Source organism: Roseovarius albus (assembly GCF_900172335.1).
GTDB classification, from domain to species: domain Bacteria; phylum Pseudomonadota; class Alphaproteobacteria; order Rhodobacterales; family Rhodobacteraceae; genus Roseovarius; species Roseovarius albus.
On record NZ_FWFX01000003.1, the window covers coordinates 118,956 to 133,218 of the forward strand.

At 55.1% G+C, this 14,263-nt stretch carries 16 protein-coding genes; 4 read left to right on the forward strand and 12 right to left on the reverse strand.

Annotated elements, in window-relative coordinates:
* Window positions 1-88: 88 nt before the first annotated feature.
* Window positions 89-955, forward strand: a complete 867-nt coding sequence (locus tag ROA7450_RS05965) for a DMT family transporter (RefSeq protein ID WP_085804778.1) — start codon at window positions 89-91, stop codon at window positions 953-955.
* Here the strand turns inward: ROA7450_RS05965 and ROA7450_RS05970 are convergent.
* The 12 genes from ROA7450_RS05970 to ROA7450_RS06025 all read right to left on the reverse strand — a co-directional run bounded on the left by ROA7450_RS05970 (window position 952) and on the right by ROA7450_RS06025 (window position 11,073).
* Window positions 952-2,589 (reverse strand): FAD-binding dehydrogenase, encoded by a 1,638-nt coding sequence (locus tag ROA7450_RS05970; protein WP_085804779.1) that lies wholly within the window; start codon window positions 2,587-2,589, stop codon window positions 952-954. The two genes, ROA7450_RS05965 and ROA7450_RS05970, sit on opposite strands and share 4 nt — an antisense overlap.
* A 91-nt stretch (window positions 2,590-2,680) precedes the next feature.
* The gene (locus ROA7450_RS05975) at window positions 2,681-3,463 is read right to left on the reverse strand and encodes a succinate dehydrogenase iron-sulfur subunit (protein WP_085804780.1); all 783 of its coding nucleotides are present in this window, start codon (window positions 3,461-3,463) and stop codon (window positions 2,681-2,683) included.
* 17 nt (window positions 3,464-3,480) lie between these two features.
* Window positions 3,481-4,371 (reverse strand): hypothetical protein, encoded by an 891-nt coding sequence (locus ROA7450_RS05980; protein WP_085804781.1) that lies wholly within the window; start codon window positions 4,369-4,371, stop codon window positions 3,481-3,483.
* Window positions 4,368-4,724 (reverse strand): succinate dehydrogenase, encoded by a 357-nt coding sequence (locus ROA7450_RS05985; RefSeq protein WP_085804782.1) that lies wholly within the window; start codon window positions 4,722-4,724, stop codon window positions 4,368-4,370. Before ROA7450_RS05985 ends, ROA7450_RS05980 begins: the two co-directional genes overlap by 4 nt.
* Before the next feature lie 34 nt (window positions 4,725-4,758).
* A complete protein-coding gene (locus ROA7450_RS05990; protein ID WP_085804783.1) occupies window positions 4,759-5,547 on the reverse strand; it encodes a glycosyltransferase family 32 protein in 789 nt (262 codons plus the stop codon).
* A 12-nt stretch (window positions 5,548-5,559) separates the two neighbouring features.
* On the reverse strand, window positions 5,560-7,365 hold the full coding sequence (gene sdhA, locus ROA7450_RS05995; RefSeq protein WP_085804784.1) for a succinate dehydrogenase flavoprotein subunit: 1,806 nt from the start codon (window positions 7,363-7,365) through the stop codon (window positions 5,560-5,562).
* A gap of 22 nt (window positions 7,366-7,387) precedes the next feature.
* The gene (locus tag ROA7450_RS06000) at window positions 7,388-7,759 is read right to left on the reverse strand and encodes a succinate dehydrogenase, hydrophobic membrane anchor protein (protein ID WP_085804785.1); all 372 of its coding nucleotides are present in this window, start codon (window positions 7,757-7,759) and stop codon (window positions 7,388-7,390) included.
* 11 nt (window positions 7,760-7,770) lie between these two features.
* A complete protein-coding gene (gene sdhC, locus ROA7450_RS06005; protein WP_085804786.1) occupies window positions 7,771-8,154 on the reverse strand; it encodes a succinate dehydrogenase, cytochrome b556 subunit in 384 nt (127 codons plus the stop codon).
* A 264-nt stretch (window positions 8,155-8,418) separates the two neighbouring features.
* On the reverse strand, window positions 8,419-9,450 hold the full coding sequence (locus tag ROA7450_RS06010; protein WP_085804787.1) for a MaoC family dehydratase: 1,032 nt from the start codon (window positions 9,448-9,450) through the stop codon (window positions 8,419-8,421).
* A 1-nt stretch (window position 9,451) separates the two neighbouring features.
* Window positions 9,452-9,655, reverse strand: coding sequence for a DUF1737 domain-containing protein (locus tag ROA7450_RS06015; protein ID WP_085804788.1), 204 nt, complete (start codon window positions 9,653-9,655; stop codon window positions 9,452-9,454).
* Window positions 9,656-9,661: 6 nt separating this feature from the next.
* Complete coding sequence (locus tag ROA7450_RS06020) at window positions 9,662-10,207, reverse strand: NnrU family protein (RefSeq protein ID WP_085805044.1); 546 nt, start codon at window positions 10,205-10,207, stop codon at window positions 9,662-9,664.
* 5 nt (window positions 10,208-10,212) lie between these two features.
* Window positions 10,213-11,073, reverse strand: a complete 861-nt coding sequence (locus tag ROA7450_RS06025; protein WP_085804789.1) for an HpcH/HpaI aldolase/citrate lyase family protein — start codon at window positions 11,071-11,073, stop codon at window positions 10,213-10,215.
* A 259-nt stretch (window positions 11,074-11,332) separates the two neighbouring features.
* On the opposite strand from ROA7450_RS06025, the gene ROA7450_RS06030 reads away from it, so the two are divergent.
* The 3 genes from ROA7450_RS06030 to ROA7450_RS06040 all read left to right on the forward strand — a co-directional run bounded on the left by ROA7450_RS06030 (window position 11,333) and on the right by ROA7450_RS06040 (window position 14,091).
* Complete coding sequence (locus ROA7450_RS06030) at window positions 11,333-11,638, forward strand: hypothetical protein (protein WP_200812928.1); 306 nt, start codon at window positions 11,333-11,335, stop codon at window positions 11,636-11,638.
* 285 nt (window positions 11,639-11,923) lie between these two features.
* On the forward strand, window positions 11,924-12,886 hold the full coding sequence (gene mdh, locus ROA7450_RS06035; protein WP_085804791.1) for a malate dehydrogenase: 963 nt from the start codon (window positions 11,924-11,926) through the stop codon (window positions 12,884-12,886).
* Window positions 12,887-13,191: 305 nt separating this feature from the next.
* Window positions 13,192-14,091, forward strand: a complete 900-nt coding sequence (locus ROA7450_RS06040) for a D-alanine--D-alanine ligase (RefSeq protein WP_085804792.1) — start codon at window positions 13,192-13,194, stop codon at window positions 14,089-14,091.
* Window positions 14,092-14,263: the final 172 nt, after the last annotated feature.

A 14,263-nucleotide genomic window follows, 5' to 3' on the forward strand; every position in this document is an offset into this window, starting at 1 on the left:
GCGCGCAAGTTCTGCAGTTTTTGCGCAAATCGCAGATTTTGTCGGGAACAGAACAGATTAGCCTGCGCGGCCATGGCCCAGTAGTACTATGACAACTGTGCCTAAAATCGGCGTGCGCGATGCGCTCCTTGGTGTCTGCGTCGCGCTGACGTGGGGCATGGGCATTGTTTTCGCCAAAGCGGCGATCACACATTTCCCACCGATCCTGCTGATGTCGATCCGCTTTGCGATTACGGCGCTGGCGCTAGTTTGGTGGGTGAAGCCACCGGTCGGCCAGCTCAAGATGCTCGGGCTGATCGCCTTCATTTCGGCAGCGATGCAATACAGCTTCACATACACCGGTCTGAAAGGTCTTGATGCCTCCGCCGCCGCTCTGATTGTACAGCTTGAGGTGCCGTTTCTCACTCTGTGCGGCATGGTGGCCCTCAAGGAAAAGACCAGCCTGCGCAAATGGCTGGGCATCGGCATTGCCTTCTTCGGCGTCTGGAAAATCAGCGGCACACCGCATATCGCTGCGGCTTGGATTTCGGTTCTGATGGTCATCGGCGGCGCAGCGGTTTGGGCGGTCGGACAGGTCATGATCCGGCAACTTCATGACATCGACGGCCTTACCGTCATCGCGTGGGTCGCCGTCTGGGCCGCCCCGCAATTGCTGGTGATGTCGTTGACCTTTGAAACCGGCCATGTCGAAGCGATTACCAGCGCCACTTGGGTGGTCTGGGGGGCCGCCTTCTACATGGGCCTCGTGATGACCGCGCTCGGCTATGGCATCTGGTACACGCTGATACGGCGTAACCCAGTGGGCCAGGTGGCACCGTTCTTGCTGCTCTTGCCTCTGTTTTCCGTCGCTGGTGCAGTGATTTTCCTCGGCGAAAGCCTTAGTCTACAAGTGATGATCGGTGGTGCCATCGTGCTTGCTGGCGTCGCGATCATCATGTTCGATAAAAACGCTTAGGCCTCCATCCCCGCCGCGCGGCCCGAAAAAATGCAGCCACCAAGGAAAGATCCCTCAAGCGCGTTGTAGCCGTGATACCCCCCACCGCCAAAGCCCGCGACTTCGCCCGCAGCATAGAGCCCATCGAACACCATTCCATCCGGGCGCAACACTTGCCCCTGAACATTGGTGTGCAACCCACCCAGCGATTTACGTGTCAGGATGTTCAAACGTACAGCAATCAGTGGCCCGTTCTTCGGGTCCAGAATGGCATGTGGCTTGGCCGTACGGATCAGCTTATCCCCGCGATAAGCCCGCGCCTGCCGGATCGCGATGATCTGCGCGTCTTTGGAAAATTCATTCTCTAGCTGTGAATCCCGCGCCTCGATCTGTGCTTTCAGTTTTGCACCATCCACCGGTACATCCGGGGTGATCTTGTTCATGCCCTCAACCAGCGTGTCAAAATCATCGGCTACGACAAAATCCTTGCCATGCTCCTTGAACGCCTCAACCGCGCGGGTCGCGCCCTTGCCAAGGCGCTCTTTCAACACTCCGCTCCATGTGGCATTGGTCAGGTCCGGGTTTTGCTCACTCCCCGATAGGGCAAACTCTTTTTCAATTATCTTTTGGGTCAGAATAAACCAGCTGTGCTCGTGCCCCGTAGACAGAATCCGTTTCAACGTCGACAGCGTGTCAAATCCTGGCATGCAAGGCGCTTCCATCCTGTCGCCATTGGCGTCAAACCACATCGAGGACGGCCCCGGCAGAATGCGAATGCCATGTTTGGGCCAGATCGGATCCCAGTTCTCCAGACCTTCGGTATAATGCCACATCCGGTCTTCGTTAATCGCACCGGCCCCGGCATCTTTTGCCGCCTGCTGCATCTGGCCGTCGACATAATCCGGAACACCCGCCACCATCTTCTTAGGCGCAGGACCCAAACGATCAGTTGGCCAAAGGGTGCGCACTTTGTCGTGGTCACCACCAATACCACCCGAAGTGATGATCACGCTTTCACCAGAAAAATCAAACTGCCCCACAACCTCGCGGTTGGTCGAGGCCCCGCGCACAGCATCGTCATCGGCCAGAATGTCGCCTTTGACACCCGAAGCCCGCCCATTGGTGACCTCAAGGCTGGTGACCTTGTGGCGATGCGCAAACCTCAACAAGCCCTCCGCTTCGGCTTCTTTCGCCAGTTTCACAAACGGCGCAACCACGCCCGTACCTGTCCCCCATGTCACATGGAATCTTGGCACTGAATTGCCGTGCCCATTGGCGTAGCTGCCACCGCGTTCGGCCCAGCCCACAACTGGGAACCAGCGCAACCCAATGTCGTGTAAATAGCCGCGCATCGGCCCGGCAGCAAAATCCAGATAAGCCTGCGCACATTTTCGGGGGTTTTCATCCTCGGGGCGATCAAACTGAGCACTGCCCATCCAATCAACCTCGGCCAAATCTCGGCTGTCACGGATGCCCATCCGGCGCTGCTCGGGCGTGTCAATCATAAACAAGCCACCCAGCGACCAGAACGCCTGCCCACCCAGTGATTGCGGCCCTTCCTGATCAATCAGAACAACGCGGCGCCCGCGTTTGGTTGCCTCATGCGCGGCCACCAGCCCGGCCAATCCGCCGCCAACAATAATGACTTCGTCCATGCCCAATCCTCCTATTGCCGAAAGTAGGCATGAACAAACTGGCCCGAAACCGAAACGCTACGTCATGAATTTGATCATAATTGAGGTCGCGTTAAACCGCGCGATCCACCATCATCTTCTTTATCTGTGCAATCGACTTTGCCGGGTTCAATCCCTTGGGACAGGTCTTTGAGCAATTCATGATGGTATGACAACGATAGAGCTTGAACGGATCTTCCAAATAGTCCAGCCGCTCCCCTGTCGCCTCGTCCCGGCTGTCGATGATCCAGCGATAGGCGTGCAAAAGCGCGGCGGGGCCAAGGTATTTGTCTCCATTCCACCAATAGCTGGGGCAAGAGGTCGAGCAGCTTGCGCACATCACACACTCATACAGACCATCCAGCTTCTCGCGATCCTCGATGGATTGCTTCCATTCTTTGGCCGGGCGGTTAGTCTTGGTTTCCAGCCATGGCATGATGCTGGCATGCTGGGCATAAAAATGCGTCAAATCCGGGATCAGGTCCTTGACCACCGGCATATGCGGCAGCGGATAAATCTTGACCGTGTCACCGCGCACCTCGTCCATGCCATAGATACAGGCCAACGTGTTGATCCCGTCGATATTCATAGCGCAAGATCCGCAGATACCCTCGCGGCATGACCGGCGGAACGTCAGCGTCGGGTCAATCTCATTCTTGATCTTGATCAGCGCGTCCAAGATCATTGGTCCGCAAGTGTCCATATCGACAAAATAGGTATCAACCCGCGGATTCTGGCCATCATCCGGGTTCCAACGGTAGATTTGGAACTTGCGCACATTTGAAGCGCCTTCCGGCTTGGGCCATGTCTTGCCCGAAACCATCCGGGAGTTTTTGGGGAGTTTGAACTGAACCATGGGGTCGTCTCCTTCACTTACCTAACGCGCAGGGCGCGTTTGGGGTTGAGCAAATCTTTGAACCAACCGGATCGGGAGCCCGAGCGTTTTACGCTCCCAGCTGCCAATGCGGCATCTTGCGGCGTCAGCCGCTCTAATAATTTCATCAGGTGTAGATCTTGCCGTGCTGCACTCAACACAATCTGGTATTCAGGGTCGCTTTCCATCGCCGGCCACCGCCGCAGAACATCGAGCTCTTCAGCCGTTTTTGCATTTGGCTGAAAAGACGATCCACCACCGTATTTCTGCACGCGTCCCAGATCATCGTCACAATTCTCCAATTCCAAGCTCTCTAATGTTGCCACACGGTATTCTGCCGAGCCACACCAGCCATCATAGTGAATCGCTTGCATGTTGTGACCGCGAGGTTCTTCAACCAATGTGAGCATATGCTTATATTGCTCCAACGCGCCCATCATGATCCGCAAGCGCCCGAGCGGGGTATGGCTGGGGTTGCCCTGCAATTTCTTAAGCAACGATGCAGACCAATTCGTGAAATTGCGATAAATCACAATCTCGTGGCTCACGTCGTCAGCATTGAATTCCGCACTCACGAGGTCCATCAAATCTTCTCGCCCAACCGGGGCAAAATCTTCGTAAGACAGCAAAAGCACTGCACCATCAGAAACATGTTCTGCAATAGGCTGCCCATCCTCTGGCTTGTGAATGTGGCGTTCGCCATTCACTTCGCAGCCCTGAAACGTCTCCAACACAGATGCTTTCCGGCGGCAGTTGTTTAAAAACACTGAATCCCCCGGAGCATTTCGCTGCAACCAGTTGATGATGGCATGATTGCCAGACCGGCGCATCCCAAAAACCCGCAGAATTCTGCCGGGCGTAAACCCGAGTATCTGCAGAACATCCGTCATGCCTGAGTCTTCCCCAAATTTGCTACATTTGGCACGGCAGCAAACAAGTTTAAGCCATTTTCAGCGATACAATTCACAGCTTCTGGCCGACTGGCAATTTCCAAGACCTTCTCAACAGTTGACTGCGTCACCCCCGTAACCGAAGCGCTACCGATTGAGACGATCTCGCTGGCCGATGCCGCATCAATCACACAATCCGTGACCGGGGCCACATTCACACCGGGGAACTTGTCTTCAACTACGCCATTCACAACCGTCTTCGCCCGATCACGCGCAACATTATCAACCGCATCATTGGCTGCAGCACAGGCCGTCAGTGTACAGATTGACATCATCGAAACAAAGGCACGCATCAGCTCTGCCCTCCCACTTGTAAACTCAATAACCTCATCCTTGCGGCATCCATCGGTTAACCTCTTGAAAAACACCTGTCCGGCGATTCACGCAGCGGTCGTTAAAGGCATCAATGCGCTTTTGCCGTTCTTTCTTTGCACGACGTTCTGCGAAACTCAGGCGCTTGTGTTTCTTTTCCTTACCATAGGCCGATCTGGTCGAACCAAATGTCTGCATGGCATAAACTTTATCCGCGCCCTCGTAGACGATCCCGGTGTGATGCACTGGAATCATCGTATGCGACGGCAAGATCTCGATATCAGGCTGCAGTTCTTCGATCATCTTAGCAACAAACAAGTTACCAGTCGAAATCCAAGGATGGACCAACTCATCTGCCGTCACAGTGCAGAGCCTGTCAATCAACTGACCAACAAATTCATTACCCGGTTCACAGGCCAGAATGGGTGAGACCAGCTTGCCGCGGATCATTTCATTCTCGTAAACCGTATGTGCCTTGGCACCGTTCAAAAGCTCATCAATCGGATGCAGGCAAATGCAGTCTGCTGGCGCCAAATACCCGCCATGTTCGAATAGGATCTCATAGCGCATCAGATCAGCCACGCCCGCATACATGGCGACATCAAGATAAAAGTCGATCAGTCTCTGCGTCTTGAAACTTGTCCGCTCAAGATAATCGTTATCATAGATCCTGTAGTCCCAATCCGGATGCTTTTCCTGCCAGGTCTGCATCCACTCGATGGGAGCCGGTTTGGGGCCAATCCAGATGTGCGACATCAACTTAGGAATGCCGGCACTGGATTGAGAGGTATCCGCACGCGTCATATAAATTAACCCTTAGAACGTCCGCTCTTTCGGAGCGATTTTCTTCAGGCTAATGCCGCCTTCATCTTCGGTGGTCAGCGGATCGACCACAATGGGGCGGTAGCTGAGCGAGGTTTTGTTACCATCAACTCGCGCCACGGTGTGGACACGCCAGTTTTCGTCATCGCGGGTGCTGAAATCCTCATGCGCGTGGGCGCCGCGGCTCTCTTGGCGCGCTTCGGCACCATAAATCGTCGCCAAGGCGTTCGGCATCAGGTTGGTCAGCTCCAGCGTTTCCATCAGATCGCTGTTCCACACCAATGAACGGTCGGTGACGTGCAGGTCATCCAGCTTACCGGCGATCACATCCATCTTCTCAACGCCGTCGGCCAGCGTCTTCGAGGTCCGGAATACGGCCGCATCTGCCTGCATCGTACGCTGCATCTCAAGCCGCAGATCAGCCGTGGGGATTGCACCTGTCGCATTGCGCAGACCGTCAAAACGATCAAACGCCTTGTCGACCTCACCGGTATTTGTCGATGGGACCGCGCTATCACGATCCACAACTTTACCGGCGCGAATGGCTGCAGCTCGACCAAAGACCACCAGGTCAATCAAAGAGTTCGACCCCAAACGGTTCGCACCATGGACTGAGGCACAGCCCGCCTCGCCCACGGCCATCAGGCCGGGAACAACAGCGTTGGGGTCTTTTTTGGTGGGGTTCAGAACCTCACCCCAATAGTTGGTTGGAATACCGCCCATGTTATAGTGCACCGTCGGCAGAACCGGGATCGGCTCCTTAGTCACGTCAACACCCGCAAAGATACGCGCGCTTTCCGAAATTCCAGGCAAGCGCAGATGCAGTGCCTCGGCCGGCAAGTGCGACAGGTTCAGGTGGATATGATCACCACCGTCGCCCACACCGCGGCCTTCACGGATTTCCATGGTCATCGACCGGCTGACATAGTCGCGTGGCGCCAAGTCTTTGTACTGGGGCGCATAGCGCTCCATAAAACGCTCGCCTTCGGAGTTGGTCAGATACCCACCTTCGCCGCGCGCACCTTCGGTGATCAGACAACCTGAACCGTAGATACCGGTTGGGTGGAACTGAACGAACTCCATGTCCTGCAGGGCCAGACCCGCACGAGCCACCATACCGCCGCCGTCACCGGTGCAGGTATGGGCCGAGGTCGCGCTGAAATAGGCCCGACCATAACCGCCGGTCGCCAGCACGACCATCTTGGCGTTGAAGACATGCATCGTGCCGTCATCCAGCTTCCAGCAGACAACACCAGTGCAGGCACCATCATCGGACATGATTAGATCGATGGCGAAATATTCGATATAGAATTCAGCATTGTTTTTAAGCGATTGACCATAGAGCGTGTGCAAAATCGCATGACCGGTCCGATCAGCCGCCGCACAGGTGCGCTGCACCGCAGGGCCTTCGCCAAACTCGGTGGTGTGACCACCGAATGGGCGCTGATAAATCTTGCCTTCTTCGGTGCGCGAGAACGGTACGCCGTAGTGCTCCAACTCATAAACAGCTTTTGGGGCCTCACGTGCCAGATATTCCATCGCGTCGGTATCGCCCAGCCAGTCAGAGCCCTTGACCGTGTCATACATATGCCATTGCCAGCTATCGGGGCCCATGTTGCCCAGACTTGCAGCAATTCCACCCTGTGCCGCAACCGTATGCGAGCGGGTCGGAAACACCTTGGTCACACAGGCCGTGCGCAGCCCCTGCTCCGCCATTCCCAACGTGGCACGCAAACCAGCGCCCCCCGCTCCAACGACCACGACGTCATAGTCATGCGTCTCGTATTCGTAAGCAGCCATTTCTGAAGTCTCCGGTCGTAAATTAAAGGGCCAACTTGGCGATGGCGAATAGCCCCGCCGCGATCAGCGTGTAACAAAAGGCGCGCAAGGCAACGAGCGTCAGCTTCTCGGCAACGCCGTGAACATAATCCTCGATGGCTTCCTGCGCTTCATACATCAGGTGAATGAGCCCCACTATCAGGCCCAGCGCCAGAACAATCGCCGGGAACGGTCGGCTGAAATACTCCTGCACCTCGGCAAAGGAACCACCAATGCCATGGCCCAGCGCACAGATGAACAGTGGAACCAACACCACCATGATCATCGAGCGCACCATCATCTGCCAATGTCCCTGGGTGCCTGAACTTCCAGCTCCCAGCCCCTGTGCGCGTTTGCGATCCGTCAGATATTGCATGAGCTTTCTCCTTACACCACAAGCACGGTCAGAATGGTCAGGACTGTGGCACCGATGAACATGCCCATCCCCATCTTCTCGGATATTTCCACATCAAGGCAGTAACCAAAGTCCCAGATCACATGGCGCAGGCGTCCCAGCGTGTGATACCACAGCGCCCAGATCCCGCCGAACATGATCAGCTTGCCAAACCAACTGCGCAGGAACCCGTCAATTGCAGCAAAGCAACTTTCGGATGTTGCCGCCGCTAATAACCACCCGACCACTAACGGCGCCAGTGCGAGCAATGCCAAGCCGGACATCCGAACCATGATCGAAGACATCGAAGTCATTTGTGGGCGATAGATCAACAAATGGGGTGAAAGCGGGCGATTGCCCCGGTTCACATCAGCCATAATTACATTCCCTCTGGTTGGCACATGGAGCTATTTCCCATGCAGAGCTGTCCTTTTGTGGAATCTTTTATCGCAAGTGTCACCCTTTCAAAGCCGTTTTAACGCTTTTGAGGTACAAATGGCCGGATTTTTTACATTTTGTGATCACACGAAATTTCATGTGATCACGAATCCCAAAACTCCGCTACAAGACTCAATAGAATCTTGAAAAATTAGACTTAATGCCCTCTATCAGACAGTTTCCAGGATGAGGGGAAAGCTACATTACATCGGCATCAATGCCCAGTAATCCAGATCCAGCATCACATGCGGTAAATATTTTCCATCGTCGCCCTTTAGGGTAAACGGCTCGCCACCCTTGGTTGCCACCAGGCGCAAACGCAGTGCACCAACTCCCGGTGCAGCGGTTTCTGCCTTGTCCAACACTTCGGACCAAACCTTGATTGTATCTCCGCTGTAGCACGGATTGGCATGTGTCCCGCCATTCAGGCCCGCCACGATCTGTGCGTTAGCCAAACCGTTAAAGCTTAGGGTCCGTGCCATCGAAATCACGTGCCCGCCGTAAATCAGGCGTTGCCCATCTTCGCGCAGGGTCGCATCAAAATGCACCTTGGCTGTATTCTGCCACAGTCGCGTGGCCATCATGTGCTCAGCTTCTTCCACGGTCACACCGTCAACGTGGTCGATCACCTCGCAAACCTCATAATCACCCCAACGGTGCGGCTCACCGGCAAGCGTGAAATCGTAATCAGTGAAATCCAACCCCTCGGGCACGACTAGGTCCTTAGACGCCACAACCTTGGCCAGATCGGGAATGACAGTTTCCGGTGCGGGCGCATCAACATCGCGTTTGCGCACCATGGCCCAGCGCACATATTCCAGCACGACGTCATCATGTTGATTCATGCCCCGTGTACGCACCCAGACCACACCAGACTTGCCGTTTGAGTTCTGCTTGACGCCGATCACTTCAGAAGTCGAGCGGATGGTATCACCGGGCCACACCGGTTTCAGCCAGCGCCCTTCGGCATATCCCAGGTTGGCCAAGGCATTCAGTGAAATGTCTGGGACAGTCTTGCCAAACACGACGTGAAAGGCCGCGATGTCATCCAGTGGGCTGGCCGACAGGCCACAATTACGCGCAAATTCGTCCGAAGAGTACAATGCATGACGCGCCGGATAGAGCGCGTGATAAAGCGCCCGCTCGCCCCCCGACACCGTGCGTGGCACCGCGTGATGAATAGTTTCGCCTATAGTATAATCCTCAAAGAACCGGCCCGGATTCGTCTTCGCCATGTCACTGCTCTCCTAATTTTGTGTCCGGGGTGTATTCCCCATCAGTCTCTTTCACCACGGCCTGTCCGCACCGCATAATTCCGTTTGCCTGATCAAAGGCATATGTGGGTGAGCCGTGTAACTCCCACCCTTTGTTCAACGCCTCTGTCACCTTGTGACAAAAGTCCGACGTGTCGTCCGCACTGAGAAAACGATAAAGCTTCATGATTTCTTACCCGAATGTTGGATAGCCAAGTGCCGTATGGATCCCGGCGATTACCCCATAGACCACCAGCGTTCCGACCAGCGCCATGATTTCTTTGCGCATCGGTACCACTGGCGGCGGTGTCCACTCTGGTTCGGCGCGATTAATCACAATCATTTCGACCACGGCCCAGACCAGCATGCCACCAAAGAGCACAAAAGATGGCGCATCCCCATTCACCAACAGGTGCGCCAACGCCCAAACCTTGACGCCCGCTAGCATCGGGTGGCGCATCTTCCGCGCAATCGCGGTTTTCATCCCTGAGGCTGCGAATAAATACACGGCCAGTAGCATCAACAGGTTGTTAATCCCCACCAGCGCCGGACTACGCCCCCAGAACACCGCACCATCAGCCATACGGTAGCCCAAGACCATCAGCACAATTCCGACAACCATCGTAATTGCCAAGCTTTTGCGCCCGGCCTCGCCCATCGCGGCACGTCGCGCAGGTGCGAGGCGTTTGAACAGATGCGCGCCGCTCCACAAAAGCAGACCCAAAACAATCAAAAACATGCCCATCACTCCGCCGCCATCTCAGCCACGGCATGCGCCTTGGCCAGAACCCGTTTCGCTGCAACCACATGCAGATTTTCAACGATCTGCCCGTCAACCACCGCGATTCCCTGCCCCGAGGCTTGGCTTTCCTCATAGGCCGCAATCTGGCGCTCGGCCACTTCAATCTCTGAATTGGTCGGAGCAAAGGCGGTATTGGTAATTTCGATCTGCGCCGGGTGAATCAAAGTTTTCCCGTCAAAACCCAGATCACGCCCCTGCTCACATTCCGCCTTCAACCCGTCGCCATCACGAAACCGGTTATAGACCCCGTCCACGGCCACAATTCGTGCTGCCCGCGCCGCCATCACGATGCTTTGCAATGCCAGCATCAACGGCAAACGATCCGCGCGGTAGCGCGCTGCAAGATCCTTGGTAAGGTCGTTGGTCCCGGTGACCAACCCTTCCACCTGACGGTGCGCCGCGATCTCACGCGCATTGAACACGCTTACTGGCGTTTCCATCATCGTCCAGATCGGCATATCCGATCCGACCAGATCCGCCAGCACGTCCACGTCTGAGACAGAGTTTACTTTTGGGAGCAAGATCGCATCAGCGCCTACATCCTTAAGCGCGCGCACATCTTCCCACCCCCATTCAGTGGTCAGCGCGTTGATCCGCACGATCTTGGCGCGTTTGCCATACCCGCCAGTTTTCAGCGCATCCGCCAACGTCTGACGCGCGCTCGCTTTGGATTCCGGGGCAACCGCATCTTCGAGGTCAAATATTATGGCGTCCGCTGGCAGATTGCGCGCCTTGTCCAGCGCGCGCTCTTTCGATCCAGGGATATACAGAACAGACCGAAACGGGTGGGTGCTGCTGTCCATTGGCTGTCCTCTCCAGTTCGCGTCAGAAATATTCTTGCGCAGGAATGGCATTTTTTGCCTGAATAATTCAAGCCTTTTTACGCCGCAGCGCAGAAACACCGGCACACAATCGGCATCGATCTGCCCTTAAAATATAGCAAATTCGCCCAGAAAAGGCGTGAAACGCATTGTACCGTCCTGAGTGTTAACCGGGCATTGACACCTCCTCTCGCAGGCTTTTCGCATCTGGCAAAGCAAATCACCCGGAAAGGATATGACCATGAAAGGTAAATTGATTCTTTACGCCGTCGTCGCGATGGGCCTCCTGTCGCACCCCGCCACAGCACAAAACAACTGCGGGCAGCGCGATATGGTGCTGGACCGTCTGGCCAGTAAATACCGCGAATCTCGCCAATCCGTCGGTCTTGGCGCGAACAACACGATGATCGAAGTGTTCGCCTCTGATGAGACCGGCACCTGGACCATCACCGCCACCAATGCACGCGGCATCACCTGCCTGCTGGCCAGCGGCCAGGCCTTTGAAACACTGACCGAAGCGTTGCCCGCCATCGGTAACGAGCTTTGAAAGCTCGCAGCACTTGCGCGACTCACCAAGATTCGCTGAACGCTGTCGATGCTCGCAAAACTAACGGTCTGAAGTGGCAGCCGTTCACATCTTTGTGCCAACTTCAGCCCTTACCGGCGGGACAATAAACATCCCGATCCCCTCTGTTTTATAGCACCGTTAGCGCTCAACAGCACCTAAGCAACGGGACATACAGAATTTCGCCGCAGTGCAGCACCCTTGCGCGCGGGGGGTTTTCCGACTACCCAAAACAACGAAATTCTAACCATTCCGGAGATTTTTCCCATGGCCCGACCCAAAATTGCCCTCATCGGTGCTGGCAATATCGGCGGTACGCTCGCCCATCTTGCTGCGATCAAAGAACTCGGCGACGTCGTTCTCTTCGACATCGCGGACGGCCTGCCTCAAGGCAAGGCACTCGACATTGCAGAATCCGGCCCGGTTGAAAAAATCGATGCTGCCATGTCCGGCACCAGCGATTACGCCGACATCGCAGGCGCTGACGTCTGCATCGTCACCGCCGGTGTGGCCCGCAAGCCGGGCATGAGCCGCGATGACCTGCTGGGCATTAACCTCAAAGTGATGAAGTCCGTTGGCGAAGGCATCGCCGCGCACGCGCCTAACGCTTTTGTCATCTGCATCACCAACCCGCTGGACGCGATGGTCTGGGCGCTGCAAAAATTCTCAGGCCTGCCCGCCAACAAAGTCTGCGGCATGGCCGGTGTTCTGGACAGCGGTCGCTTCCGCCACTTCCTGGCCGAAGAATTCAACGTCTCGATGCGCGACGTCACCGCCTTCGTTCTGGGCGGCCACGGCGACACCATGGTACCATCGCTGCGCTATTCCACCGTTGCTGGCATCCCACTGCCTGATCTGATCGAGATGGGCTGGACCACGCAGGAAAAAATGGATGCGATCATCCAGCGCACCCGTGATGGCGGTGCTGAAATCGTTGGCCTGCTGAAAACCGGTTCCGCTTTCTATGCGCCAGCCTCTTCTGCCATTGAGATGGCCGAAGCCTATCTGAAAGACCAAAAACGCGTCCTGCCCTGCGCCGCCTATTGTGACGGCGATCTTGGCGTCAAAGACATGTACGTCGGCGTGCCCACCGTGATCGGGGCTGGCGGGATCGAGCGGATCGTCAACATCAAGCTCAACAAAGAAGAGCAAGAAATGTTCGACACCTCGGTCAATGCCGTCAAAGGTCTGGTTGATGCCTGCGTCGCCATCGACGGCTCACTCGCGTAAATCCGCGCAAGGTCAGGATTTCCTGACCTAAAAATTTGCGTGAAACGCGCCACATAAATAGTGTGGCGCGTTTTTATTTTGGGGGCAGTGAATACGTGAATGAGTAACCGCCATGGCCTGTACTCTTGCCTTCTGAGCACAGGCCGCCCTTTTTATACGAAAGAAAAAAGAACCGCCTTTGTTCGCTCTCGCCTCTCAAAGCGCAAAATCTGGTTAACCATTTGTTAACAAATGATTTGTTGCCAGAAATGTGTCGCTGAAATACACTTTTATGGAGATTCTACTTAAAACACTCACGGTGACCTATGCGCATTGCTATCATGACGGGCGGACACTCTCTGGAGCGGGAATTATCCTTTCGCTCAGGAACCGAAGCCGAATGGGCCATCAAAGAACTGGGACATGACTGCAAAACATTCGACGTAGGCTCTGCTTTTGTCCATGACCTGACGGCATACGCCCCCGACGTCGCCTTTTGTGCTCTGCTCGGCGCGCCGGGAGAAAACGGCGAACTGCAGGGTCTGCTTGAACTGTTGGAAATTCCCTATACCCACTCTGGCACGCTTGCCACCGCCCTCACCATGGATAAAACTAAAAGCAAAGCCGTGCTAAGTGAATCTAATCTGCCGGTACCCAAGGGCAAACTGGTCCATCGCCAAGATATCGAAGCCGAACATCAGATGGATGCTCCCTATGTCATAAAACCCAATGATAACGGCTCTAGCTTGGGCGGGCTTTATCTTGTCGAGAACCTCGACAATCCTCCTCCAAAGATCAAGGAAAATGGCCGCGACATTTTTATGATCGAAGAGTACGTTCCCGGTCGCGAGCTTACGGTCAGCGTTTTGGGGGACCGCCCCCTTGCGGCGAGCCAGTTCGAATTCGAAGGCGTCAACGATTACGTCACCAAGTATCATCATGCATCTGAAAATCACACCGTCCCGGCGCAACTCCCCTGCGATGTCGAAACTCGCCTAATGGATCTCGCACTCGCGACACACAGAGCTCTCGGATGCCGGGGTCTGACCCGCACTGACTTTCGCTGGGATGAAGCTCGAGGGCCAGACGGCCTTTATATTCTCGAACTCAACTCACAACCGGGCTTTCGCCGAAATTCATACTCTGGACTGCACGCTAAGCATTGTGGAATTGACTTCCCACAGCTTTGTGATTGGCTGATCCAGGACGCGTCTCTCATGCGCTGACAGTGTGCACAGCCCGATTTTACAGTAAAAACGCCCGATTCGCCGCGCGTGATATTTTTTGTGATCACAGGTTTTTTTCGTGTGATCACATATATGAATAATTCTCCCTATTTGACAATAATTTCAAAAAAACACTTTATTCCGCATGCAATCCTGCAAGGATACAAAATAA

Bases quoted from the DNA above. Each gene is read 5' to 3' on its own strand.
- ROA7450_RS06010 (WP_085804787.1), bottom strand. From the start codon at position 9,450: ATGGCGAAGACGAATCCGGGCCGGTTCTTTGAGGATTATACTATAGGC.
- sdhC (WP_085804786.1), bottom strand. From the start codon at position 8,154: ATGGCTGATGTGAACCGGGGCAATCGCCCGCTTTCACCCCATTTGTTG.
- ROA7450_RS06025 (WP_085804789.1), bottom strand. From the start codon at position 11,073: ATGGACAGCAGCACCCACCCGTTTCGGTCTGTTCTGTATATCCCTGGA.
- ROA7450_RS05990 (WP_085804783.1), bottom strand. From the start codon at position 5,547: ATGACGCGTGCGGATACCTCTCAATCCAGTGCCGGCATTCCTAAGTTG.
- ROA7450_RS06040 (WP_085804792.1), top strand. From the start codon at position 13,192: ATGCGCATTGCTATCATGACGGGCGGACACTCTCTGGAGCGGGAATTA.
- ROA7450_RS06030 (WP_200812928.1), top strand. From the start codon at position 11,333: ATGAAAGGTAAATTGATTCTTTACGCCGTCGTCGCGATGGGCCTCCTG.
- ROA7450_RS06015 (WP_085804788.1), bottom strand. From the start codon at position 9,655: ATGAAGCTTTATCGTTTTCTCAGTGCGGACGACACGTCGGACTTTTGT.
- ROA7450_RS06000 (WP_085804785.1), bottom strand. From the start codon at position 7,759: ATGCAATATCTGACGGATCGCAAACGCGCACAGGGGCTGGGAGCTGGA.
- ROA7450_RS05965 (WP_085804778.1), top strand. From the start codon at position 89: ATGACAACTGTGCCTAAAATCGGCGTGCGCGATGCGCTCCTTGGTGTC.
- mdh (WP_085804791.1), top strand. From the start codon at position 11,924: ATGGCCCGACCCAAAATTGCCCTCATCGGTGCTGGCAATATCGGCGGT.
- ROA7450_RS05970 (WP_085804779.1), bottom strand. From the start codon at position 2,589: ATGGACGAAGTCATTATTGTTGGCGGCGGATTGGCCGGGCTGGTGGCC.
- ROA7450_RS06020 (WP_085805044.1), bottom strand. From the start codon at position 10,207: ATGTTTTTGATTGTTTTGGGTCTGCTTTTGTGGAGCGGCGCGCATCTG.
- ROA7450_RS05985 (WP_085804782.1), bottom strand. From the start codon at position 4,724: ATGCGTGCCTTTGTTTCGATGATGTCAATCTGTACACTGACGGCCTGT.
- sdhA (WP_085804784.1), bottom strand. From the start codon at position 7,365: ATGGCTGCTTACGAATACGAGACGCATGACTATGACGTCGTGGTCGTT.
- ROA7450_RS05975 (WP_085804780.1), bottom strand. From the start codon at position 3,463: ATGGTTCAGTTCAAACTCCCCAAAAACTCCCGGATGGTTTCGGGCAAG.
- ROA7450_RS05980 (WP_085804781.1), bottom strand. From the start codon at position 4,371: ATGACGGATGTTCTGCAGATACTCGGGTTTACGCCCGGCAGAATTCTG.